The 20,415-nt window shown below is 66.6% G+C and carries 22 protein-coding genes; 15 read left to right on the forward strand and 7 right to left on the reverse strand.

From position 1 onward, the window contains the following. Positions 1-6 precede the first annotated feature (6 nt). On the reverse strand, positions 7-1,443 hold the full coding sequence (pdxR, locus tag AC4ELS_RS04235; protein ID WP_498889017.1) for a MocR-like pyridoxine biosynthesis transcription factor PdxR: 1,437 nt from the start codon (positions 1,441-1,443) through the stop codon (positions 7-9). Positions 1,444-1,523: 80 nt separating this feature from the next. Between pdxR and AC4ELS_RS04240 the strand changes: the two genes are divergently transcribed. Both AC4ELS_RS04240 and ku read left to right on the forward strand, forming a co-directional pair. Next, on the forward strand, positions 1,524-2,159 hold the full coding sequence (locus AC4ELS_RS04240) for a pyridoxamine 5'-phosphate oxidase family protein (RefSeq protein WP_499046046.1): 636 nt from the start codon (positions 1,524-1,526) through the stop codon (positions 2,157-2,159). Between the two features lie 60 nt (positions 2,160-2,219). After that, entirely contained in the window at positions 2,220-3,113 is an 894-nt protein-coding gene (ku, locus tag AC4ELS_RS04245) for a non-homologous end joining protein Ku (RefSeq protein ID WP_064887357.1), read from the forward strand. Position 3,114: 1 nt separating this feature from the next. Here the strand turns inward: ku and AC4ELS_RS04250 are convergent, their stop codons facing one another. Both AC4ELS_RS04250 and AC4ELS_RS04255 read right to left on the reverse strand, forming a co-directional pair. After that, on the reverse strand, positions 3,115-3,438 hold the full coding sequence (locus tag AC4ELS_RS04250) for a hypothetical protein (protein ID WP_055117308.1): 324 nt from the start codon (positions 3,436-3,438) through the stop codon (positions 3,115-3,117). A gap of 153 nt (positions 3,439-3,591) precedes the next feature. Next, positions 3,592-4,068 (reverse strand): glucose-6-phosphate dehydrogenase, encoded by a 477-nt coding sequence (locus AC4ELS_RS04255; RefSeq protein ID WP_498889014.1) that lies wholly within the window; start codon positions 4,066-4,068, stop codon positions 3,592-3,594. Between the two features lie 183 nt (positions 4,069-4,251). Here AC4ELS_RS04255 and AC4ELS_RS04260 point away from each other — a divergent pair, with 183 nt between their 5' ends. The 5 genes from AC4ELS_RS04260 to AC4ELS_RS04280 all read left to right on the forward strand — a co-directional run bounded on the left by AC4ELS_RS04260 (position 4,252) and on the right by AC4ELS_RS04280 (position 8,022). Continuing rightward, complete coding sequence (locus AC4ELS_RS04260) at positions 4,252-5,043, forward strand: SDR family oxidoreductase (RefSeq protein ID WP_064959046.1); 792 nt, start codon at positions 4,252-4,254, stop codon at positions 5,041-5,043. An 8-nt stretch (positions 5,044-5,051) separates the two neighbouring features. Next, a complete protein-coding gene (locus AC4ELS_RS04265; RefSeq protein ID WP_448441858.1) occupies positions 5,052-6,128 on the forward strand; it encodes an NAD(P)H-dependent amine dehydrogenase family protein in 1,077 nt (358 codons plus the stop codon). Positions 6,129-6,152: 24 nt separating this feature from the next. Continuing rightward, positions 6,153-6,419: a hypothetical protein gene (locus AC4ELS_RS04270; RefSeq protein WP_003881781.1), complete on the forward strand. Its 267-nt coding sequence runs from the start codon at positions 6,153-6,155 to the stop codon at positions 6,417-6,419. Between the two features lie 55 nt (positions 6,420-6,474). Beyond that, positions 6,475-6,705 (forward strand): hypothetical protein, encoded by a 231-nt coding sequence (locus AC4ELS_RS04275; protein ID WP_064887353.1) that lies wholly within the window; start codon positions 6,475-6,477, stop codon positions 6,703-6,705. A gap of 90 nt (positions 6,706-6,795) precedes the next feature. Continuing rightward, on the forward strand, positions 6,796-8,022 hold the full coding sequence (locus tag AC4ELS_RS04280) for an Nramp family divalent metal transporter (RefSeq protein WP_064887352.1): 1,227 nt from the start codon (positions 6,796-6,798) through the stop codon (positions 8,020-8,022). A gap of 84 nt (positions 8,023-8,106) precedes the next feature. On the opposite strand, the gene AC4ELS_RS04285 is transcribed toward AC4ELS_RS04280, so the two are convergent. Further along, positions 8,107-9,204 (reverse strand): glutamate--cysteine ligase 2, encoded by a 1,098-nt coding sequence (locus AC4ELS_RS04285; RefSeq protein WP_498889010.1) that lies wholly within the window; start codon positions 9,202-9,204, stop codon positions 8,107-8,109. A gap of 62 nt (positions 9,205-9,266) precedes the next feature. Here AC4ELS_RS04285 and AC4ELS_RS04290 point away from each other — a divergent pair, with 62 nt between their 5' ends. The 8 genes from AC4ELS_RS04290 to hchA all read left to right on the forward strand — a co-directional run bounded on the left by AC4ELS_RS04290 (position 9,267) and on the right by hchA (position 16,492). Next, positions 9,267-10,082, forward strand: a complete 816-nt coding sequence (locus AC4ELS_RS04290; protein WP_498889008.1) for an LLM class F420-dependent oxidoreductase — start codon at positions 9,267-9,269, stop codon at positions 10,080-10,082. A gap of 43 nt (positions 10,083-10,125) precedes the next feature. Then, complete coding sequence (locus tag AC4ELS_RS04295) at positions 10,126-11,427, forward strand: NAD(P)/FAD-dependent oxidoreductase (RefSeq protein ID WP_499046049.1); 1,302 nt, start codon at positions 10,126-10,128, stop codon at positions 11,425-11,427. Further along, positions 11,421-12,203 carry a DUF1365 domain-containing protein gene (locus AC4ELS_RS04300; protein WP_499046051.1) on the forward strand — a complete coding sequence of 261 codons (783 nt, stop codon included), beginning with the start codon at positions 11,421-11,423 and terminating at the stop codon, positions 12,201-12,203. Before AC4ELS_RS04295 ends, AC4ELS_RS04300 begins: the two co-directional genes overlap by 7 nt. Then, positions 12,200-13,468 (forward strand): class I SAM-dependent methyltransferase, encoded by a 1,269-nt coding sequence (locus AC4ELS_RS04305; RefSeq protein ID WP_499046054.1) that lies wholly within the window; start codon positions 12,200-12,202, stop codon positions 13,466-13,468. Before AC4ELS_RS04300 ends, AC4ELS_RS04305 begins: the two co-directional genes overlap by 4 nt. A gap of 8 nt (positions 13,469-13,476) precedes the next feature. Continuing rightward, entirely contained in the window at positions 13,477-14,244 is a 768-nt protein-coding gene (locus tag AC4ELS_RS04310; RefSeq protein ID WP_064887394.1) for a DUF1295 domain-containing protein, read from the forward strand. A gap of 2 nt (positions 14,245-14,246) precedes the next feature. Further along, positions 14,247-14,828, forward strand: coding sequence for a sigma-70 family RNA polymerase sigma factor (locus AC4ELS_RS04315; RefSeq protein WP_499046057.1), 582 nt, complete (start codon positions 14,247-14,249; stop codon positions 14,826-14,828). After that, positions 14,825-15,532: an anti-sigma factor gene (locus AC4ELS_RS04320; RefSeq protein ID WP_064959036.1), complete on the forward strand. Its 708-nt coding sequence runs from the start codon at positions 14,825-14,827 to the stop codon at positions 15,530-15,532. Before AC4ELS_RS04315 ends, AC4ELS_RS04320 begins: the two co-directional genes overlap by 4 nt. Before the next feature lie 75 nt (positions 15,533-15,607). Next, positions 15,608-16,492, forward strand: coding sequence for a glyoxalase III HchA (gene hchA / locus AC4ELS_RS04325; RefSeq protein WP_499046060.1), 885 nt, complete (start codon positions 15,608-15,610; stop codon positions 16,490-16,492). An 18-nt stretch (positions 16,493-16,510) separates the two neighbouring features. On the opposite strand, the gene AC4ELS_RS04330 is transcribed toward hchA, so the two are convergent. From AC4ELS_RS04330 to AC4ELS_RS04340, 3 genes are read right to left on the reverse strand one after another with little or no spacing between them, the layout of a single operon-like run. Continuing rightward, positions 16,511-16,930 (reverse strand): hypothetical protein, encoded by a 420-nt coding sequence (locus AC4ELS_RS04330; protein WP_499046062.1) that lies wholly within the window; start codon positions 16,928-16,930, stop codon positions 16,511-16,513. A gap of 1 nt (position 16,931) precedes the next feature. Beyond that, entirely contained in the window at positions 16,932-19,778 is a 2,847-nt protein-coding gene (locus AC4ELS_RS04335; protein ID WP_498888996.1) for an MMPL/RND family transporter, read from the reverse strand. Next, positions 19,775-20,239, reverse strand: a complete 465-nt coding sequence (locus tag AC4ELS_RS04340) for an MmpS family transport accessory protein (protein ID WP_236734611.1) — start codon at positions 20,237-20,239, stop codon at positions 19,775-19,777. The genes AC4ELS_RS04335 and AC4ELS_RS04340 overlap by 4 nt, the downstream gene beginning before the upstream one ends. Between the last annotated feature and the right edge of the window lie 176 nt (positions 20,240-20,415).

The raw sequence follows: 20,415 nt of genomic DNA on the forward strand, positions 1-20,415 counted from the left end.
GCGCGCTCACGGCCGACGGATCGCGGCCGCGATGATCTCGGCCACGACGTCGGCCTGGGTCTCGGGCAGACGGGAGTATCCGCACACCAGGCCGCGGGCGGCGGCAACGTGCGAGAAGCCCAGGAAGAAACCTGACAGCGGCGATACGGCGACACCCCGGTCACGCAGCGTCGCAGCGACCGTGAAGTCGTCGGCCTCGTCGGGCAGCCGCACCACCAGGTGCAAACCCGCCTCGACGCCCTCCAGTCGGATGCCGGCGCAGCGCCGTCGGAGCGCATTGACTAGCGCCGACCGCCGCGCCGAGTACGTGCGCGCCGCCCTGGCGAGGTGCCGAGTCAGCGCACCCGACTCGATGAACCGGGCCAATGCGAGAGCGGTTACGGTACAGACGGATTCACCGCTGGCTTCCAGTGCGTCGACGACACCGTCGTGCAGCCTCGGCGGTGGCAGCAGCCAGGCCACCCGCAGTGCGGGCGTGAGAACCTTCGACGCCGTCCCGATGTAGGCCACACGATCGCGCCCGCCGTCGATGCCCCGCAACGCGGGCAACGCGGATACGTCGTAGCGGAACTCCCCGTCGTAGTCGTCCTCGATGAGCAGGCTGCCGGTCCGGTCCGCCCACTGCACCAGCCGGGCGCGGCGCGGCACCGGTAGCCGTGCCCCGAGCGGATACTGGTGTGCCGGGGTGCAATACACCGCCGCATCGGAATCGCGCAGTGATGCCGGGTCGAGACCGTCACCGTCGACCGCCACGGCACGCGTTCGGGCGCCGGACATTTCGAAGACCCGCCGCGCCTCGTCATAACCGGGTTCCTCGACCGCGACATCGCGGCCGGCCAGCCCCGCTGCCGCGGTGACGGTGCGCAAGGCCGAGGCCACGCCGGGCACGATGATCAGCTCGCTCGGGTCGGCGACGATTCCGCGGGTGCGACGCAGATGCCCCGCCAAGGCGTGGCGCAGCTCGACGTGCCCGTGCGGCCCCGCGGCCGCCGGCGATATGGGCGCAACAGCGGCGGCCCGCCAGGCGCGGCGCCAGTCGGTGGTCGAGATCAGGCCCGGGTCAGGGTGGCCGGGCATGAGGTCCCACATCGGTGCCTGTTCCCGTGGGGCACGCCGCACCGCGGGCACGACACCGCTTGCGGTGACATGGGAGGCCGCACCGGCGTGGGCTGCGACATCTGCCCCGGCAGCGATCCGTGTACCCGATCCGAGCTGGGCGGTGGTGTACCCGGCCGCGGCGAGCTCGTCGTACGCGTCGACCACCGACGAGCGGGCCACCGCGAGTTCGGCGGCCAGACTGCGGGTCGAGGGCAGCGCGTCGCCGGGCCCGAGCCGGCCCAGCCTGATCTGCTCGATGACCGCCGCCGCGATGCGCTGTCGCAGCGGGGACTCGTCGGCAGGGAGCTGCAAGGCCAAGTGCAGCTCGGGAGCGTGGCGCGCCATACGAGCCACAATAGTGGTCTGCATAGATCGAATGGTTCTGGATCTTCTGACCATGCCGGAATCCGCGCAGAATCGGGGCTGTGAAGCAGATCAGAAGAGAACACCATCTTGCCCGCACCGACCGGGCCGCCCTCGACGCGGTGCTCGACGCGGCGGCCGTCGGCACGCTCGCGACGGTGGTGGACGGGCTCCCGTGGGCCGTGCCCATGCTCTACGCCCGCGACGGTGACCGGATCCTCCTGCACGGCTCGACAGGCGCGGGTGCGCTGCGGCATGTCGCGGCCGGAGCACCCGCCGCGTTCTGCGTCACGCTTCTCGACGGAATCGTGGTGGCGGACACCCTTTTCGATTCCACCGCGAACTACCGGTCGGCCGTGGTTCGCGGAAATCTGACGGTCATCGACCCACGGGAGGCGGCGTACGCGCTGGATCTGCTGAGCGATTCGCTGATCCCGGGCCGCAGTTCGGAGGTGCGTGCCAGCACGAAGAAGGAGCTCGTCGCGACGCTCGCAGTCGCCCTGCCGATCACGCCCGACGGCTGGACGGTCAAGGTGCGCGACGCCCCGCCGGCGCAGGTGGAGGAATCGTCCCAGCCCGGCGGATGGGCCGGTGTGGTGCCCCTGCGCACGGTGGCCGGCGATCCGGTTCCGGCCGCGTGGGTGAGCGCCGATGTCAACCCGCCCGAGTCGGTCTGCCGCCTGGTCAAGGGCATCTGACACGGCGCACCGATCCGGCGGTTCTTCGCACAGACCGCCGGATCAAGCCATACTGGGCAAATGCGATCCATCTGGAAGGGTTCGATCGCCTTCGGCCTGGTGAACGTGCCGGTCAAGGTCTACAGCGCGACCGAGGACCACGACATCAAGTTCCACCAGGTCCACGCCAAGGACAACGGGCGCATCCGCTACAAGCGGGTCTGCGAAGTGTGTGGCGAGGTCGTCGAGTTCCGCGACATCAACAAGGCGTTCGAATCCGACGACGGGCAGATGGTGGTGATCACCGACGAGGACATCGCCACACTGCCCGAAGAACGCAGCCGTGAGATCGAAGTGGTCGAGTTCATCCCGGCCGACCAACTCGACCCGTTGATGTACGACAAGAGCTATTTCCTGGAGCCCGACTCCAAGTCGTCCAAGTCCTACGTGCTGTTGGCCAAGACCCTCGCCGAGACCGAACGCGTGGCCATCGTGCACTTCTCGTTACGCAACAAGACCCGGCTGGCGGCGTTACGGGTCAAGGACTTCAGCAAGCGCAACGTGATGATGATCCACACCCTGCTGTGGCCCGACGAGATCCGCGATCCCGACTTCCCGGTGCTGGACAAGGAAGTCGAGATCAAGCCGGCCGAGTTGAAGATGGCCGGGCAGGTCGTCGAGTCGATGACCGACGACTTCAAGCCGGACCAGTTCCGCGACGACTATCAGGAACAGCTACACGAACTGGTTCAGGCCAAACTCGAAGGCGGAGAAGCATTTTCTGTCGAGGAACAGCCGACCGAGCTCGACGAGACCGAGGATGTGTCCGACCTGCTGGCCAAACTCGAGGCCAGCGTGAAGGCCAGGGGCAGCGCCGCGAAAGAACCCGCCAAGAAGGCGCCCGCGAAGAAAGCTGCCGCCAAGAAGGCACCGGCGAAGAAAACAGCGGCCAAGAAGGCTGCCGCCAAGAAGTAGCTCAGCGCCTGCAGTCCAGATCCACGTACACCGTCGTGTACTGCAGATTCTGTCCCGGGTTGAACGACGTGATGCTCGCCGCTCCGGCCGGCACTTGCGGGCCGGTGACCGAGCGGCCCTGGCGCACCGCGCTGACCGTGCAGTCGTCGATGGCTTTGGTGCCGACCTTGCTCAAGATCACCCGGTAGCCCTGACTTTCGAGGTCACTGATGGTTTGGCTCGCCGTCGACTCGGTGGGCGCGGCCGCAGCCGGCGCGGCCAACGCCGTCCCCAGTCCACACAGCGCGGCACCGGCAACACACAAGCCCTTCAAGTTCCGTTTCACTGGGTTCAGCCCGCCCTTCGGTTTCGGTGAGGTGTGCTAAACCGTAAATCGGCGAAATCCCTTGTCCGACAGACTCATACCGAACACATACGGGTTAATACGCACCGAACACCACCGAAACACGGCGTTAACATCAACCCGCCGGAAGCGGCATCACACAGTGACGTCGACGCGCAAGGCCTCGTGTTCATCGAGGATGCGGCGCAACGCGGCATCCATGGGGTGGGCCGATTCGAGATCGTGGCTGCAGCGACGATCGACGGCGACCACCGCGCCCGGGCGCAGCGATGTGTGCTCGATCTGGTCGACGAAGGCGTCGAACATCGGGTCCGGAGTGGCCAGGTAATACAGGCCGTGACGAGCATCGGCGAAACGCGCGCCGTACATCAGACCGCACTGGGTGAAGACGAACAACTCGGACGTCGCGTGCACGTGGCCTGGGTGGCCCATCTCCTCCTCACCCCACGCGGCGGCCGCGAGGCGCGCCTGGGCCAATCGGTCCTGCACGTCGTCGGTACACGCCAGTAGGCGGTGGACAAGGGTGCCCGCCGTGGATGGGTACCGATCGATCGCGGGGCTGAAGTACCGCGCGAACAAGTCGCCGAAGAAGTCATATCGCTGCTGGGTCATCGCGGCTCCCACCTTGAGCTGACCCCTCAATTGTGCGCCCGGCAGCGCCACCGTGGAGGGCTTTGCGCACACTGCGCGACCCGAAGGCGGGTACCACGGGACAACTAGAACGTGTTTCAGAAACCTCTCACATGCGCCCGCTCCCCCTGCTAGCGTGACGCCGAGCAAGCGATTGGAGTACACGTGATTCTGGACAGATTCCGACTCGACGACAAGGTTGCGATCGTCACCGGAGCCGGCCGCGGATTGGGCGCAGCCACTGCCCTGGCATTCGCGGAAGCCGGTGCGGACGTGGTCATCGCGGCCCGTACGCAGACCCAACTCGACGAGGTTGCCGCCCAGATCGCCGCGACCGGGCGGCGGGCCCACGTAGTCGCGGCCGACCTGGCCCACCCCGAGGCCACCGCCGAGCTCGCGGCCGCTGCGGTGGACGTGTTCGGGAAACTAGACATCGTCGTCAACAACGTCGGCGGCACCATGCCGGCACCCTTGATGAACACCTCCACCAAGGACCTGCGCGACGCCTTCACCTTCAACGTGTCGACCGCGCACGCGCTGACCTGCGCGGCGGTTCCGCTGATGCTCGAGCACTCGGGCGGCGGCAGCATCATCAACATCACCTCCACGGTGGGGCGCCTGGCCGGTCGTGGGTTCGCCGCCTACGGCACCGCGAAGGCCGCACTGGCGCACTACACCCGACTGTCCGCGCTGGACCTGAGCCCCCGCATCCGCGTCAACGCCATCGCGCCCGGTTCGATCCTCACCTCGGCCCTCGACATCGTCGCCTCCAACGACGCGCTGCGCGGGCCGATGGAGCAGGCCACCCCGCTCCGCCGGCTCGGCGATCCGGCCGACATCGCCGCCGCCGCGGTGTACCTGTCCTCCCCCGCCGGTGGCTATCTGACCGGCAAGATTCTGGAGGTCGACGGCGGCCTGAACATGCCCAATCTCGACCTCCCCATCCCCGACCTCTGAGGAGAGCAATGACCATCCGTGTAGCGGCGATAGGCACCGGCAACGTCGGCAAGCATGCCCTGGCCCAGCTCGTCACCAACCCGGACTATGAACTCACCGGGGTGTGGGTGTCCTCGTCGGCCAAAGCCGGTAAGGACGCCGGAGAGCTTGCCGGCCTTGATGTTTCGACGGGCGTCCTGGCCACGGACGACCTCGACGCGATCCTGGCCGACAAGCCGGAATGCGTGGTCTACACCGCGCTTGCCGACAACCGGCTGCCCGAGGCCCTTGAGGACTACCGGCGCATCCTGTCGGCCGGGGTCAATGTCGTCGCCAGCTCCGCGGTCTTTCTCCAGTACCCGTGGGAGGTGCTGCCGGCCGAGTTGATCGAACCCATCGCCACCGCTGCCGAGGCCGGCGGGGCCAGCATCTTCGTCAACGGCATCGATCCCGGTTTCGCCAACGACCTTCTGCCCCTTGCCCTTGCCGGTACCTGTCAGCAGATCGAGCAGATCCGGTGCATGGAGATCGTCGACTACGCGACGTACGACAGCCCGGCGGTGATGTTCGACGTGATGGGCTTCGGCAAGCCGATCGACGAGACTCCGATGCTGCTGCAACCAGGCGTGCTGACCCTGGCCTGGGGTTCAGTGGTCCGGCAGCTGGCCGCGGGGCTCGGCATCGAACTCGACGCGGTCACCGAAGAGCACACGCGGGTTCCGGCGCCGGAGGACTTCGACATCGCGGCCGGGCGGATCCCCGAGGGGACCACCGCCGCATTGCGTTTCGAGGTGCGCGGTATGCGCGACGGCAAGGCGGCCGTGGTGCTGGAGCATGTGACACGGCTGCGCGACGATTTGTGCCCCGATTGGCCCCAGCCCGCGCAGGAGGGCGGCTCGTACCGGGTCGTGGTGACCGGTGAACCGTCCTACACGCTGGACCTCTGCCTGAGCAGCCCAAACGGCGATCACAACCATGCGGGCCTGGTTGCCACGGCGGCCCGGGTGGTCAACGCGATCCCGGCCGTGGTGGACGCCAAGCCGGGTATCCGAACCACCCTCGATCTGCCGCTGATCACGGGTAAGGGTCTGTACGCTGCCGGATAGACCCACCTTGGAAGGACCGTTGCCATGAAGATTCGCCTCACCACGTTGACCGGTTGCCTCATGGTTGGCGGTGCTTCCGCGGCGATCGCCTTGGCCCCGCTGGCCTCGGCCGAACCCAGCGCCCCCAGCGAGCCGCGCCTGCTGCCCCAGTGCGAGGTGACCGGCGGCAGTTCGGTCGAGGGTGGGCAGACCACTGAGTGCGCGTCCGAGGGCAACGTTCAGATCGACTCGACGCCGCCGCAGCCCGGATACGGGATGTTCCCCTGGGATGACGACTTTTTTGTCCTCTGACCAGCGCTGACAGCGCCGTTCGGACGTAGACTTGCTCCATCGATCGGAGCTCGTCATGAACAACATCTCGCGGTGTCTGGTGGCGTTGCTGGCGGTGCCAGGTTTGGCGATTCTCACGGCCCCGGCGGGCTCGGCCGCACCGAAATGCACCACCACGTCGCCCAACACCACGCAATGCCAGACCAACGGCAGCACCGCGATCGTGACCTCGCCGCCCGCCTTGAACAACTACGGCCCCTGGTACGGCCCGGTGTTCGGGTTCGGCGGCTTCGGCGTCGGCTGGTGACGGCGATATCCGACCCCCGCCGCTGACTATCGCGCGAAGTTTCGGGTACCCTAACTTTTCTATTCGTATACCCGGATAGAAGGTAGGCCGTTGCTAGAGGACACGAAGACGCGCACCATCCCGAGCTGGTCGCTGCTCGGACCGGCATTCGTCGCTGCGATCGCCTACGTCGATCCGGGCAACGTCGCCGCCAATGTCAGCGCGGGTGCGCAGTTCGGCTACCTGCTGGTCTGGGTGATCGTCGTGGCCAACGCGATGGCCGGCCTGGTGCAGTACCTCTCGGCCAAGTTGGGCCTGGTCACCGGACGCTCGCTGCCCGAGGTGGTCGCCGACAACAGCCGCACCCCGACCCGGATTGCCTACTGGATACAGGCCGAATTGGTGGCTGTGGCAACCGATCTCGCCGAGGTGGTCGGCGGGGCGATCGCGCTGCACCTGTTGTTCGACCTGCCGCTGCTCCTCGGCGGAATCATCACCGGGCTGGTGTCGCTGCTGCTGCTGAGCGTGCAGAACCGACAGGGTCAACGGGTCTTCGAGCGGGTGATCACCGGACTGCTGATGATCATCGCCATCGGATTTCTCACCAGCCTGTTCGTCGAGACTCCTCCACCTGCTGAGGTCGCCGCCGGTCTGATTCCCCGGTTCCAGGGCGCCGAAAGCCTGCTGCTGGCCACCGCGATGCTCGGTGCCACGGTGATGCCGCACGCGGTCTACCTGCACTCCGGCCTGGCCCGCGATCGTCACGGTCACCTCCAGCCGGGCGCCGTACGGCGACGCCTGCTGCGGATAACCCGCTACGACGTCGGGCTGGCGATGCTGCTGGCCGGCGCGGTGAACCTGGCCATGCTGCTGGTCGCAGCCACCAACCTGCAGGGACGCGACGACACCGACTCCATCGAGGGTGCCCATGCCGCGGTCCGCGACACCCTGGGCCCGACGGTGGCGCTGCTGTTCGCCATCGGGCTGCTGGCCTCGGGCCTGGCGTCCACCTCCGTCGGTGCGTACGCGGGCGCGATGATCATGCAGGGGTTGCTGCGTCGCTCCTACCCGTTGCTGCTGCGCCGGTTGGTCACCCTGATCCCGGCGCTGGTCATCCTGGCCATCGGCGTGGACCCCAGCCGGGCCCTGGTCCTCTCGCAGGTCGTGCTCTCCTTCGGCATACCGATGGCCCTCATCCCGCTGGTGCGGTTGACCAGTCGGGCGAATCTGATGGGTGAGGACGTCAACCACCGCCTCACCACGGCGCTGGGCTGGGGTGTTGCGGGATTGATTAGTGTGCTCAACGTGGTGCTGATCTATCTGACCGTGAAGGGCTGAATGCTTCACCCGTACTTCGCCTACGGCTCCAATCTGTGCGTGACAGATGGGCCCCTGGGTGGATTTCCTGCGCCGCTGGGCGAGCTAGTCGCTGGTCACGGCGGCCGCCAATTCGCCGATCACATCAGTGATTTCATTTCGCTTCCGCCAGGCGCGACGCTGCCGGATCGCGCCGTTGCCTTCGGCCACGACGCGGGCGAGTTCGCCTCGCACCATCTCGTGGTCGCCCAGCGCCACCAGGGCCGGCCGCACCGTCTCGACGAATCGACCGAGCAGATCCCGAACCGGGACCGTCGACTGATCTCCCAGCAGATCGATGCCGTCTCCGTCCAGGCCGTCGTGGGCGGCTTTCCAATGCGCCGCGCGGATCTGGCTGTCCGCCAGGCACGGAATTGATTCGCCTTCGTCGTAGCCGCGCAACGCCGTCATCGCCCCGGCACGGATCAACGTGGCGAGCAACACCGTCTCGGCCACCGTCGCAGGCACATCGGACACCCGCACCTCCACGGTCGGGAAATTCGCCGACGGCCGGACATCCCAATAGATCATGCCGTCATCCAACGCAGCGCCGGCCCGCTCCAGCATCGCGACCGCGGCGTCATAGTGCGCGACGGAATCGAAATGCGGCGGAGGTCCCGAACTCGGCCACCGCGACCACAGCACGCTGCGGAAGCTGGCATAGCCGCTGTCGGTGTTTCGATAGATCGCCGAGTTGGCGGTCAGCGCCAACAGCACATGCAGCCACGGCCGGAGCCAGTTGCTGACATGAATCGCCGCGTCCCGGTCCGGCACCGCGACATGGACGTGGCAGCCACAGATGCCCTGTTCGTGAGCGATCATGCCGAACCGGTGGGCGATCCTTCGGTAGCGCGCGGTCGGTGTCACCGGGAACTTGTGCGGCACAGTCGGCGGTAGCGCGACGGCCAGCAACTGCGCACCGTTCGCCGCGGCGGCCTGGGCGGCAGTCCGGCGCAGCCTGCCGAGCTCGGAGCGCAGCGCGCTGCTGGTGGCCATCACGTCCGTGGTCGTCTCGACCTGGCAGCTGGTCAGCTCCAGTTGCAGGTCGACCCCGTGCTCGGCGGCGCTGGCGGCGACCTGCTTGTTCCGGGCGATCGGTTCGCCGCTCTGCGAGTCGATGAGCAGGAACTCTTCCTCCACGCCCACCGTCGGGTGACTTGTCACGGCTCAGAATTGCCCGCCGCAGACGCCTCCAAACCTGCACGGACCGTGCTTAAGATCGGGTGATGCCCAACGATTTCCGCTTCGGCGTCAGCCTGCGCGTCGCCGAGTCCCAGTCTCAGATTGCCGACGAGGCCCGGCGTGCCGAAGACCTCGGCTTCGACGTGCTGAACGTCCCCGACCATCTCGGCGCGCCTGCCCCGTTCCCCACCCTGACCGCGATCGCCGCGGCGACGAGCACGCTGCGCGTCGGAACGTTCGTGCTCAATGCCGGGTTCTACAAGCCGGCGCTGCTGGCGCGCGACGCCACCGCGCTGCGGGATCTGTCCGGCGGAAGGTTCGACCTCGGCCTCGGCGCCGGCTACGTGCGCGAGGAGTTCGAGGCCGCCGAACTGCCGTTCCCCATCGCCCGCGAGCGCATCGATCATCTGCGCCACACCACCGAGTACCTGAAAGAACACGCCTCCGATATACCGATCCTCATCGCGGGCAACGGCGATCGGCTGCTGACGGTGGCCGCCCAGACCGCCGACATCATCGGCCTCACCGGTGGTGATCAGGTCGGTGGAGATCCCTTGGCTGACCGAATCTCGTTCCTGCGCAACGCCGCCGGTGACCGCTTCGGCCAGCTGGAGCTCAACATCGCGGTCACCGCCATGCCCGCGCCCGGCAGCGAGATGCCCATCCTCAACGTCCCCCGCCATTTCCTCCCGGGGCTCAGTGACGAAGAACTTCTCCGCCACCCCGGCGTGCTGTCCGGCTCGGTCAGTGCCATGGCCGACCACATTCGCGGTCTGCGCGAGAAGTACGGGATCACCTACGTCATCGTGCAGATCGCTCACGCAGAGGCGTTCGGCAAGGTGATCGCCGAACTCCGGTAGAAGTTCTTCCCATCCGCGCCCGGACCGGCTCCGAATACCGGGTGTGGAAATCATTCATCCTCGCGGACGTGCCGTCGCGGTGATAGGCAGCGGTGTCGCCGGCCTCACGGCCGCGTATGTCCTGTCCGCACGGGACCGCGTCACCCTGCTGGAAGCCGATGCCCGCTTCGGCGGGCATGCCCACACCCAGCACGTCGTCGAAGACGGCCGCACCGTCGCGCTCGACACGGCCTTCCTGGTGCACAACGACCGCACGTATCCCACTCTGTGCCGGTTGTTCGACGAACTCGGGATCCGTACGCAGGACACCGACATGTCGATGTCCGTACGCGACGACGGCACCGGGTTGGAGTACGCCGGGGCGCGCGGCCTGGCCGGATTGTTCCCCAGCTGGTCCAATGTGGGCCGGCCGCGCTATCTGCTGATGCTGGGCGAGATCACCCGATTTCACCGGCTGGCAACGCAATTGCTGCGACGCACGGCGACCGGTGACGAAGTAACCGTCGAGGAGTTCCTGCACCGGCACGGGTTCTCCCGGTACTTCACCGACCGTTTCATGACCCCGCTGGTCGCCGCCGTGTGGTCATGCCCGCCCGGTGAGGCACTGCGCTACCCGGCGCGGTACCTGTTCGTCTTCCTGCAGCACCACGGGATGCTGTCGGTGTTCGGTTCCCCGACGTGGCGCACGGTGGTCGGCGGGTCGGTCAACTACGTCGACGCCGTCGTGTCCCGGCTGCCCGAGGCGATCACCGGCGCGCGCGTGCGATCCGTACGGCGAGTCGCCGAGGGCGTACTGGTCACCGTCGGCGGGCAGTCGCCACGGCGGTTCGATGCCGTCGTCATCGCCACTCACCCGAGCCAGGCGCTGCTGATGCTCGACCACCCCAGCGAGCACGAACGGCTCATCCTCGGCGCCATCCCCTACAGCCTCAACCAGGCTCAACTGCACACCGACGAGTCGATACTGCCCCGCCTGCCGAGAGCCCGCGCTTCGTGGAACTACCTGATCGACCCCGAAGACCACGCAGTCACCGTCAGCTACGACATCACCAGGCTGATGAGGCTGGGTGGCTCCCGGCGGTATCTGGTGACCCTGGGCGGCGCTCATCGGGTGGACCCGTCGAAGGTCATCGCCGAGATGGTCTACGAACATCCCGCCTACACCACCGAATCCGTGGCCGCACAACAACTCCTGCCTGAGCTCGACGACGACCGTGTCGTCTTCGCCGGGGCGTACCACGGCTGGGGTTTCCATGAGGACGGCGCCGCATCGGGACTGCGGGCCGCGGAGCGACTGGGCGCCCGTTGGGCCGGTGGGCCGGTTGCGGAGCCGCTGGCATGCTGACTCCCGCGCTGTACCGCACCAGGATCACCCACGTGCGCCGCGCTCCCGTGCACCATCGCTTCAGCTACCGCGGATACAGCTGGTACGTCGATCTCGACCGGATGCCGCGACTGCCACGGTGGCTGCGACCCTTCGCCCGCTTCGAGGTCGACGACCATTTCGCTGGTGAACCGAAAGACACACTGCGCCAACGGGTGGACGCATTCCTCGTGTCGCGCGACGTGGACCTCGACGGCGGCAGGGTGACCGCTCTACTACAGGCCCGCGTGCTCGGATACGTGTTCAATCCCCTGAGCCTGTACTGGTGCCACGATGCCGCCGGCACAGTACGTTGCGTGGTCGCCGAAGTCCACAACACCTACGGCGGGCGGCATGCCTACCTGCTTCCGGCCGGACAGCTCGCACGCGTGTCCAAGCGCATGTACGTCTCACCGTTCAACGCCGTCGAGGGCCACTACCGGGTCCTGGCTCCAGAACCCGGGGAGCAACTCGACGTGACGATTTCGCTGCACAACGAAGGACATCCGGCCTTCGTCGCCACCCTCCGTGGCGACCGCAGGCCGGCGACCACGTGGGAGATCCTGCGCCTGCAACTGAGCGCACCGGTGGCACCGCTGGCCGGAGCCCTCGCCATCCGCGTTGAAGGGATCAAGTTGTGGCTGCGCCGGGTGCCGGTGGTTCCCCGCCCCACCGGCGAGGTCGTCGAGTCCGTTACCCAGAACCCAGGAAGGTCCCAGAACCCAGGAAGGTCCCAGAACCGAGGAAGGTCATTGTGAACACGCGGACCGGAGCGTTCCCCGCCATCGATCCCACCCGCTGGCCGGACGTGGCACGTCCACCGCGCGGGCCGGTCGCCGCGATCTCGGGCGCGGTGGCCGATCAACTGCTACGCCGCGCCGCCGCGACATTGCCGGTCCGGCTGGCGTTTCCCGGCGGGACCGTGATCGGCGCGGCCGATCCGACCCTGCCCACGATGGTCATCGAACATCCCGAGGCCCTGGCCCGCCGGATCGGCCGCCACGGCCTGATCGGGTTCGGCGAGTCGTACATGGCCGGTGAGTGGCACTCCACCGATCTCGTCGGGTTGCTCACCGAGTTCGGCAGGTCCATGGGAGACCTGGTTCCCGCTGCGCTACAACGGTTCCGGACTGTGACGCTGCCCCGTCCTCCGCGCTCTGCCCACAACAACCCTGCTCAGTCCCGGCGCAACATCTCCGCCCACTACGACCTGTCGAACGAGTTGTTCTCGGAGTTTCTCGACGAGACGATGACGTACTCCAGCGCGCTGTTCACCCAACTCCCGGGGACGACGGCCGGGCTGGCAGACGCCCAGCACCGCAAGATCGACCGACTACTCGACACCGCGGGCGTCGGACCGGGCAGCCGAGTACTGGAGATCGGCACCGGCTGGGGAGAACTCTGCATCCGTGCCGCCGAGCGCGGCGCCCAGGTGCGCTCGGTCACCCTGTCGGCCGAGCAACAGCGGCTGGCCCGGCAACGGGTGGCGGCGGCGGGCCTGTCGGACCGGGTCGGTATCGAGCTGCTCGACTACCGCGACGTCGAGGGCTGCTACGACGCGGTGGTGTCGGTCGAGATGATCGAGGCGGTGGGATATCAGTTCTGGCCCACCTATTTTCGCGCACTGGACCGGCTCGTCACTCCCGGAGGACGCGTGGCGATCCAGGCGATCACCATGCCGCATGATCGCATGCTGGCCTCGCGCGGCACGCACACCTGGATCCAGAAGTACATCTTCCCCGGCGGGCTGCTGCCGTCGACCGAAGCGATCATCGGTCTCACCGAACGGCACACCCGGCTGCGCACCGTCGACGTGATGTCACTCCGGCCGCACTACGCCGAGACCCTACGACTGTGGCGGGAACGTTTCGTCGCACGCCGTGACGCGGTGACCGCACTCGGTTTCGACGAGGTCTTCGCCCGCATGTGGGAGCTGTACCTGGCGTACTCCGAAGCGGGTTTCGCCTCGGGCTATCTCGACGTGTACCAGTGGACATTCACCCCGACAGGAGGACACCGGTGAACCTGCTCATCGTCACCGCGGTATCACTGGCCGCCCTCGCCGTCGTACACGGGGCGACGTTCGTGATCGGCCGAAACCTCGGGCGGTACAACGTCGTCGATGTGGCCTGGGGCATCGGGTTCATCGTGGTCGCCGCCGTCAGCGCCGTGCTCGGTACCGGCGACCTGTTCCGGCGCATCCTGCTGTTGGTGCTCATCACGCTGTGGGCAGGCCGACTGTCCTGGCACATGGTGCTCAAGTCGGCAGGCAAGGGGGAAGACCCGCGCTATCAGGAGCTGCTGGGCGGCGACTATTCGGCCGGCCACGTGCTGCGCAAGGTGTTCGTGATCCAGGGGGCGGCAACCTGGTTCGTTTCACTGCCGGTGCAGCTGTCCTCGACCTTGGGACCCACCCCGGCCGCCCTACGACCGGTCCTGATTGCCGGCGTCCTGATCTGGGCCGTCGGACTGGCGTTCGAGGCGGTCGGCGACCATCAACTGCGCAGGTTCAAATCCGATCCGGCCCACCGGGGCGTGATCATGGACCGCGGATTGTGGGCCTGGACCCGCCATCCGAACTACTTCGGCGACAGCTGCGTGTGGTGGGGACTGTGGCTGGTGACCATCTGCGGCTGGCTGTCGCTCACGACAGTCCTCTCCCCGGCGCTGATGACGTACTTCCTGGTGTACGCGACAGGTGCCCGATTGGCCGAGAAACATATGGCAGGCCGACCAGGCTTCGACGAATACCGCTCGCGCACTTCATTTTTCATACCGCGCCCGCCGAGATCTGGATAAACATGACGGCGCAGACCCCGGTCGCTAGGCTGCTGTGGGTGACCGCCGAACTCGACGCGCTGCTACGGCGGGTGGCCCGACACGACGTCGACGCCTTCGCCGAGCTGTACGACCATACGCGGTCGAGGGTGTTCGGCCTGGTCACGCGGGTTCTGCGGGATCCGGGATACAGCGAGGAAACCACCCAGGACATCTACCTCCAGGTGTGGCGCACCGCAGACAGCTACGACCCGGCGGCCGGATCCCCGATGGCCTGGCTGATGACGCTCGCCCACCGCCGGGCAGTGGACAGGGTGCGGGCAGAACAAGCCGCCAGCCAGCGCGAATCGCGCTACGGCGCGACCAGCATGGAGCCGCCTGCCGATCACGTCGCCGACTCGGTGATCACCCAGGACGAACAGCGGCGGGTGGCCGAATGCCTGTCCGCGCTGACCGATGCCCAACGCGAGTGCATCCACCTCGCCTACTACGACGGCCTGACCTATAGCCAGGTCTCGCAACAGCTGGCGGCCAACCTCGCCACCATCAAATCCCGGATGCGCGACGCCCTCCGCGGCCTGCGCAATTGCCTGGGGGCCGCATGACCGAACCCTTTGACTCCGAACTGCTCGAGTTGGCGACCCCGTATGCGCTGCACTCGGTGTCCGACAGCGAGCGCGCCGACATCGAACAGCGGCTGGCTGCTGCTTCTCCCGAGGTCGCGGCCCAGTTCACGACCGAGGTGCGGGAGGTGCGGGAAACCATGGCCCGACTGGCAGGGGCCACCGCTCTGGAACCACCACCGCATGTGCGCGAGCAGGTGCTGGCCCGCGTCTCGGTGCCCGAGCTGCGTCGACGACCTGCGGCGCGCTGGCGCAACACCGCCCTCGCGGCCGCGGCAGCCGTCGTCATCGCCCTGGCCGGCGTCGGTATCGGCATCGCCCTGCGTCCGGGCCCCCAGCCGACCACCGCCGAGCAGATCTTCGCCGCCCCCGACGTCCGGACCGTCTCCGGAGACATCCCCACCGGCGGCACCGCCACCGTGGTGTTCTCCCGCGAGCGCAACGCCGGGGTGCTGGTGATGAACGGTGTCACGCCTCCGCAATCGGGCACCGTCTATCAGATGTGGCTGTTGCGCGAGGGTGCGGCAACCTCCGCCGGCACCATGGACTCCGCTGCTGTCGCGCCGTCGACCACTGCGGTGCTGCCAGACCTCGGCGACGCATCGGCCTTGGCCTTCACCGTCGAACCGGGTGCAGGCTCGACCGCCCCGACCACGCCGATCTTCGCCGAGCTGCCATTGCGCTGACACGCATGAGGTGGGCGGGCGCCGGGTATCACTGACCTCACCGCACGAGTTCGGGAAAAGGAAGTGGTGAACGAAATGTCACAAGCCACCGACGACCTCAGCAGGGCGCCCACACCTGACCGGGCCGAGGACAACGCGTTCTTCCCGTCGCCCTACTCACTGAGCCAATACACGTCGGCCAAGACCGATTTCGCCGGCGTGGAACATGCGGGTGCCTACGCCGAGGGCCGGTGGAAGATACTCATGATCGCCGCCGAAGAACGATATGTGTTGTGCCAGAACGGAAAGATGTTCTCCACCGGCAACCATCCGGTGGAGATGCTGCTGCCGCTGCACCATCTGATGGAGACGGGATTCGACGTCGACGTCGCGACCATCACCGGGTATCCGGCCAAGCTGGAACTGTGGGCGATGCCCCACGAGGACCAGGCCGTGGCATCGACCTATGAGGCCCTCAAACCCAAGCTCAAGCAGCCCCTCAAGTTGTCCGAAGTGGCCGCGGATCTGCATCCGGCCTCCCACTATCTCGCGGTCTTCATTCCCGGCGGGCACGGCGCCGTCGTCGGGTTACCAGGCAGCGAAACGGTAGGGCAGACACTGAACTGGGCCCTGGACCACGGCCGGTTCATCATCACCCTGTGCCACGGCCCGGCGGCGCTGCTGGCCGCCGGCCTCGACAAAGCACAGTCACCGTTCGCCGGGTACTCGGTGTGCGTGTTCCCCGACTCGCTCGACGAAGGCCCCAACATCGATATCGGCTATCTTCCGGGGCGCCTGCAGTGGCTCGTCGCCGACCTCCTCGCCAAGCAGGGACTGACCATCGTCAACGACGACATGGCCGGCACCGTGCATCAAGACCGCCGCCTGCTCACCGGCGACAGCCCGCTGGCCTCCGATGCGCTGGGCAAACTGGCCGTCAACTGCCTGCTCGACGCACTCGGGCGGGAGCACGAGGCCTGAGCGCACCGGACGGCTCGATCACGGAAGTCGCTGCTTCAGGCGCGCACTTCTGAGGATCTGCATCGCCATGTTGGTCGAGGTGAGCATCGGGAAGACGCCGAGAAATGTGCGCTCCGACGGGGTACGTCCGTGCAGCTGTTCGAGGCTGCCGAAGACATAGAAGCATCCGATGCAGAACAGCGTGGCGGGCACCGCGAGCGCCAGGATGCTGCCACGGTCGGCGAGGACCTGTCGCGCGAGAGCCAGTTCCTCGTCCGAGAGCGCCTCGCGTTTACGAACCTTGCGCAACGTGGCGGACAGGGTGCCGACGGCGAGCTTCGACGTGACGTGGGAGTGGCCTCTCATCCGCCGGGTGAAGACGAAGGCCACGACGGCGAACACCCAGATCAGCGCAAAGGAAACGATCGACAGGATGCCGTACAGAGTCGACGTCGTCATGTCAGGCCTCCGCCCGCTGCCGTTGCGGCACTGGTTGCCGCTGTCGTAGCGGTCGCTGCCGGATGAAGGTCGGCCACCAGAACCACGGACCGAGGAAACGCAGCAGACACGGCACCACGAACGAGCGCACGACGAGCGTGTCGAGCAGCAGGCCGATACACACCGTCGAGCCCACCTGACCGATGGTGCGCAGATCGCTGATCAGCATGGCCAGCATGGTGAACGCGAACACCAGGCCGGCCGAGGTCACCACGCCGCCGGTGCTGCCCAGGGCGCGGATCAGCCCGGTGTTCAGCCCCGCACCCGACTCCTCCTTGACCCGGGAGATCAGCAGCAGGTTGTAGTCCGAGCCGACCGCAACCAGGATGATGAAGGTCAGCGGCAACACCAGCCAGTGCAGGTGCAGACCGATCAGGTGCTGCCACACCAGGATCGACAGTCCGAAAGCGCCCGCGTACGAGAACGCCACCGTGCCGGGAATGACCATGGCCGCGACCAGGCTCCGGGTCAGATACAGCATGATGAGAAAAATCAGCACGAACGCAGCGATCGCCACGATGAGCAGATCGGACGCTGCATAGGCCTTGATGTCCTTGTTGTTCGACCCCGCGCCGCCGATGTAGATCTTGGAGCCCGCCAGAGAGGTTTCTTTGAGCGCCGCCTTGATCGCGTCGGGGAACTGTTCGACGTGGTCGATCCCTTCCGGCCCCATGGCATTTCCCTCATGGGTGACGATGAACCGGGCGGCCTTGCCGTCCGGCGACATCATCAATTGCATGCCGGTCTTGACGTCCTCATTGTCGAACGCTTCCCTGGGGATGTAGAAGAAGTCGTCGCTGCGGGATTGGTCGAAGTCGTTGCCCACGTTGATCAGGTCGTAGTACGTCTGGTCGGTCTGGGTGGACTGCAGATGCGCCGGACCGTAGTTGTTGGTGATGACTCCCAGCAGGGACCGGCTGTCAGCCATCATCCGCTCCAGCTGCGAGATCATCTGCGGCAGCAACCGGTCGATGGCCTCGAACGACGTGACGGCGTCGGCGATCTGGGCGTCGAGGCTGTCGATCCCGTCGAGCGAGTCGAACAGCGAGCGCATCGCCCAGCACGCCGGTATGTCGAAACAGTGCGGCTCCCAATAGAAGTAGTTCTTCAAGGGTCGCAGGAAATCGTCGAGGTTGGAGATCCCGGCGTTCATGTCGTCGGTGACCTGTTTGAGGTTCTCCAAAGTGAGCACCGTGGAATGCAGTTCGTCGGCCATCTGCTGGGTCAGCCCGATCACCTTCTGCAGCACCTCGACAGAACGCGCCTGGATCTCGGCCTGTTTGTCGGTGTTCTCGTTCTGCCGCTCGGTAAATGGCAGTTGCTGACCGCTGCCACTGCCCTGGGTGGTGAACAGGTAGGGAATCGTGGCGTGCTCAAGCGGCCGGCCCAATGGCCGGGTGATGCTCTGCACCATGGCGACACCGGGGAGCCGGATCAGGCTCTTGGCGACCCGGTCCAATGAGATGAAGTCGGCCGAGTTGCGCATGTCGTGGTCACTTTCGACCATCAGCATCTCGCTGAACAGCTTGCTCTGCGAGAAGTGCCGATCGGAGGCCTCGAAGCCGAGATTGGCTGCGCCATCGGCAGGTTGGTAGGCACGATCGTCGTAGCTGACCTTGAACGTGGGCACGAAAACCGCACCGATCATCACGACGGCGGTGCTTGCGACGAAGACGGGTTTGGGCCATCGCACGACGCTCGTCGCGATCCGCCGGTACAGATGCCCCTTGGACATGCGCTTGGGATCGAACAATCCGAACAGACTGCCGAGCGTGAGCAGTGCCGGTGCGAGTGTCAGCGCCGCGGCGATGGTGAACAGCATGCTGATGGCGACTGCTGGTCCCATCGTGTGGAAGTAGTCCAGCCGGGCCAGGCTCAGGCAGTAGCACGCACCGGCGATCGTCAGCCCGGAGCCGATGATGATCGGCGCGACGCTGCGATAGGCGGTGTAGAAGGCGTCTTCGCGGCTCTCGCCGTCCTGGCGGGCCTCTTGATACCGCCCCATCAGGAAGATGCCGTAGTCGGTTCCCGCCCCCAATGTCAGTGCCACCACGATGTTCACCGCGAACGACGACAGCGGGATGACGCCGAAGTGTCCGAGCGTCGCGATGACGCCCTTGGCGACAAGCATTTCGATCAGCACGCTGACCAGCGGCACCAGCACATTGGCCAACGACCGGTAGACCACCAGCAGCATGATCACGATCAGGATGATCGTGAGGATCGTGATGTTGTTGAGGCTCGAGTTGGCGATGGTCAGCGTGTCCGATGCCAGCGGGGCGGCACCGCTCACGTAGACCTTGAGCCCCGGCGGCGGGGTGTCGCCGGCGATGATGTCCCTGACCGCGTTCACCGACTCGTTCGCCTGGAGCTGGCCGATGTTCCCGGCCAACCGCAACAGCACGAAAGTCGCCTTGCCGTCGACACTTTGGGCCCCGGCCGCGGTGATCGGTTTGCCCCACAGGTCCATCACGTACTGCACGTGCTCCGGATCCTGCTTCAGCCGGTTCATCAGGTCGTCGTAGTACCGGTGATCACCGTCGTCGAGGGGGCGGTCGGCCTCGAACACCAGCATGGTGAGGCTGGTGGAGGTGGATTCCTGAAACTTCTCCCCGATCCGGAGCATCGCGACCTGTGACGGCGCGTAGCTCGGGATCATCGAGCCCGCCAGCTGTTCGGCGACGTGCTCGACCTGCGGGATGAAGGTGTTGGTGGTGACGGCCAGCAGCGCCCAGAACACGATGATCGGCACTGCCAGGACCCGCACGGTCCGCGCGACGAATGGGCGGTTCGCCCGATGAGTGCTCATGCGGACTTGACCCGGCAGGTGACGTCGGCTTCGGCATGGGTGGACGATTGTTCATCGCGCACAACGCCGTTGACCAACATTCGGCACCCAACCTCGCCGCCATTGACCTGCACGGAGATGCTGCCGGAGACCACGGTGAGGGTCGACGTCTCGGTGTGCGTCCAGGGCAGCTCCGTGACATCGACCTTGTGCGGATGCCCGTCGATGTCGACATAGCTCAGCATCCCGCCGTCACCGACGGAACCGAACACCTCGTAGGTGAGCTGCTTGGGCGTGAACTGCTCGGGCGCCTGCGCGGCGAGGACGGTGGGCACCGGTCCGGGTTCCGACATCTGGTGCACCTTCCAGACGCCCAACGCTCCCACGCCCAACGCGATGACCGTGACGACCGGAAGCCATCCGTTCTGCAGAAGCGTTCGGTTTCGTCGTCTGCGGCCGTCCGCAGGCTGCTCCCCGATCATGACCGACAGATATATCGCATACAGGATGCACTTCTCAAGCTGTTCGCTCGCGACCGCCGGGCATTCACAGCAGATTGGCAGCCAAGCAACGAAGGCGATGTACGCGATTTACCACGCACTGATCCGTGCGCAACCGCAGATGACCGCCCCACCCCGGCGTCCGCGTCACCGGCATC

It is taken from the genome of Mycobacterium shunyiense (assembly GCF_058270035.1).

Coding starts and splice junctions, on each gene's coding strand:
- AC4ELS_RS04300 (WP_499046051.1), top strand. CDS start 11,421: ATGCTGACTCCCGCGCTGTACCGCACCAGGATCACCCACGTGCGCCGC.
- AC4ELS_RS04340 (WP_236734611.1), bottom strand. CDS start 20,239: ATGATCGGGGAGCAGCCTGCGGACGGCCGCAGACGACGAAACCGAACG.
- AC4ELS_RS04315 (WP_499046057.1), top strand. CDS start 14,247: ATGACGGCGCAGACCCCGGTCGCTAGGCTGCTGTGGGTGACCGCCGAA.
- AC4ELS_RS04335 (WP_498888996.1), bottom strand. CDS start 19,778: ATGAGCACTCATCGGGCGAACCGCCCATTCGTCGCGCGGACCGTGCGG.
- AC4ELS_RS04255 (WP_498889014.1), bottom strand. CDS start 4,068: ATGACCCAGCAGCGATATGACTTCTTCGGCGACTTGTTCGCGCGGTAC.
- AC4ELS_RS04320 (WP_064959036.1), top strand. CDS start 14,825: ATGACCGAACCCTTTGACTCCGAACTGCTCGAGTTGGCGACCCCGTAT.
- ku (WP_064887357.1), top strand. CDS start 2,220: ATGCGATCCATCTGGAAGGGTTCGATCGCCTTCGGCCTGGTGAACGTG.
- AC4ELS_RS04330 (WP_499046062.1), bottom strand. CDS start 16,930: ATGACGACGTCGACTCTGTACGGCATCCTGTCGATCGTTTCCTTTGCG.
- hchA (WP_499046060.1), top strand. CDS start 15,608: ATGTCACAAGCCACCGACGACCTCAGCAGGGCGCCCACACCTGACCGG.
- AC4ELS_RS04265 (WP_448441858.1), top strand. CDS start 5,052: ATGACCATCCGTGTAGCGGCGATAGGCACCGGCAACGTCGGCAAGCAT.
- AC4ELS_RS04270 (WP_003881781.1), top strand. CDS start 6,153: ATGAAGATTCGCCTCACCACGTTGACCGGTTGCCTCATGGTTGGCGGT.
- pdxR (WP_498889017.1), bottom strand. CDS start 1,443: ATGGCGCGCCACGCTCCCGAGCTGCACTTGGCCTTGCAGCTCCCTGCC.
- AC4ELS_RS04290 (WP_498889008.1), top strand. CDS start 9,267: ATGCCCAACGATTTCCGCTTCGGCGTCAGCCTGCGCGTCGCCGAGTCC.
- AC4ELS_RS04275 (WP_064887353.1), top strand. CDS start 6,475: ATGAACAACATCTCGCGGTGTCTGGTGGCGTTGCTGGCGGTGCCAGGT.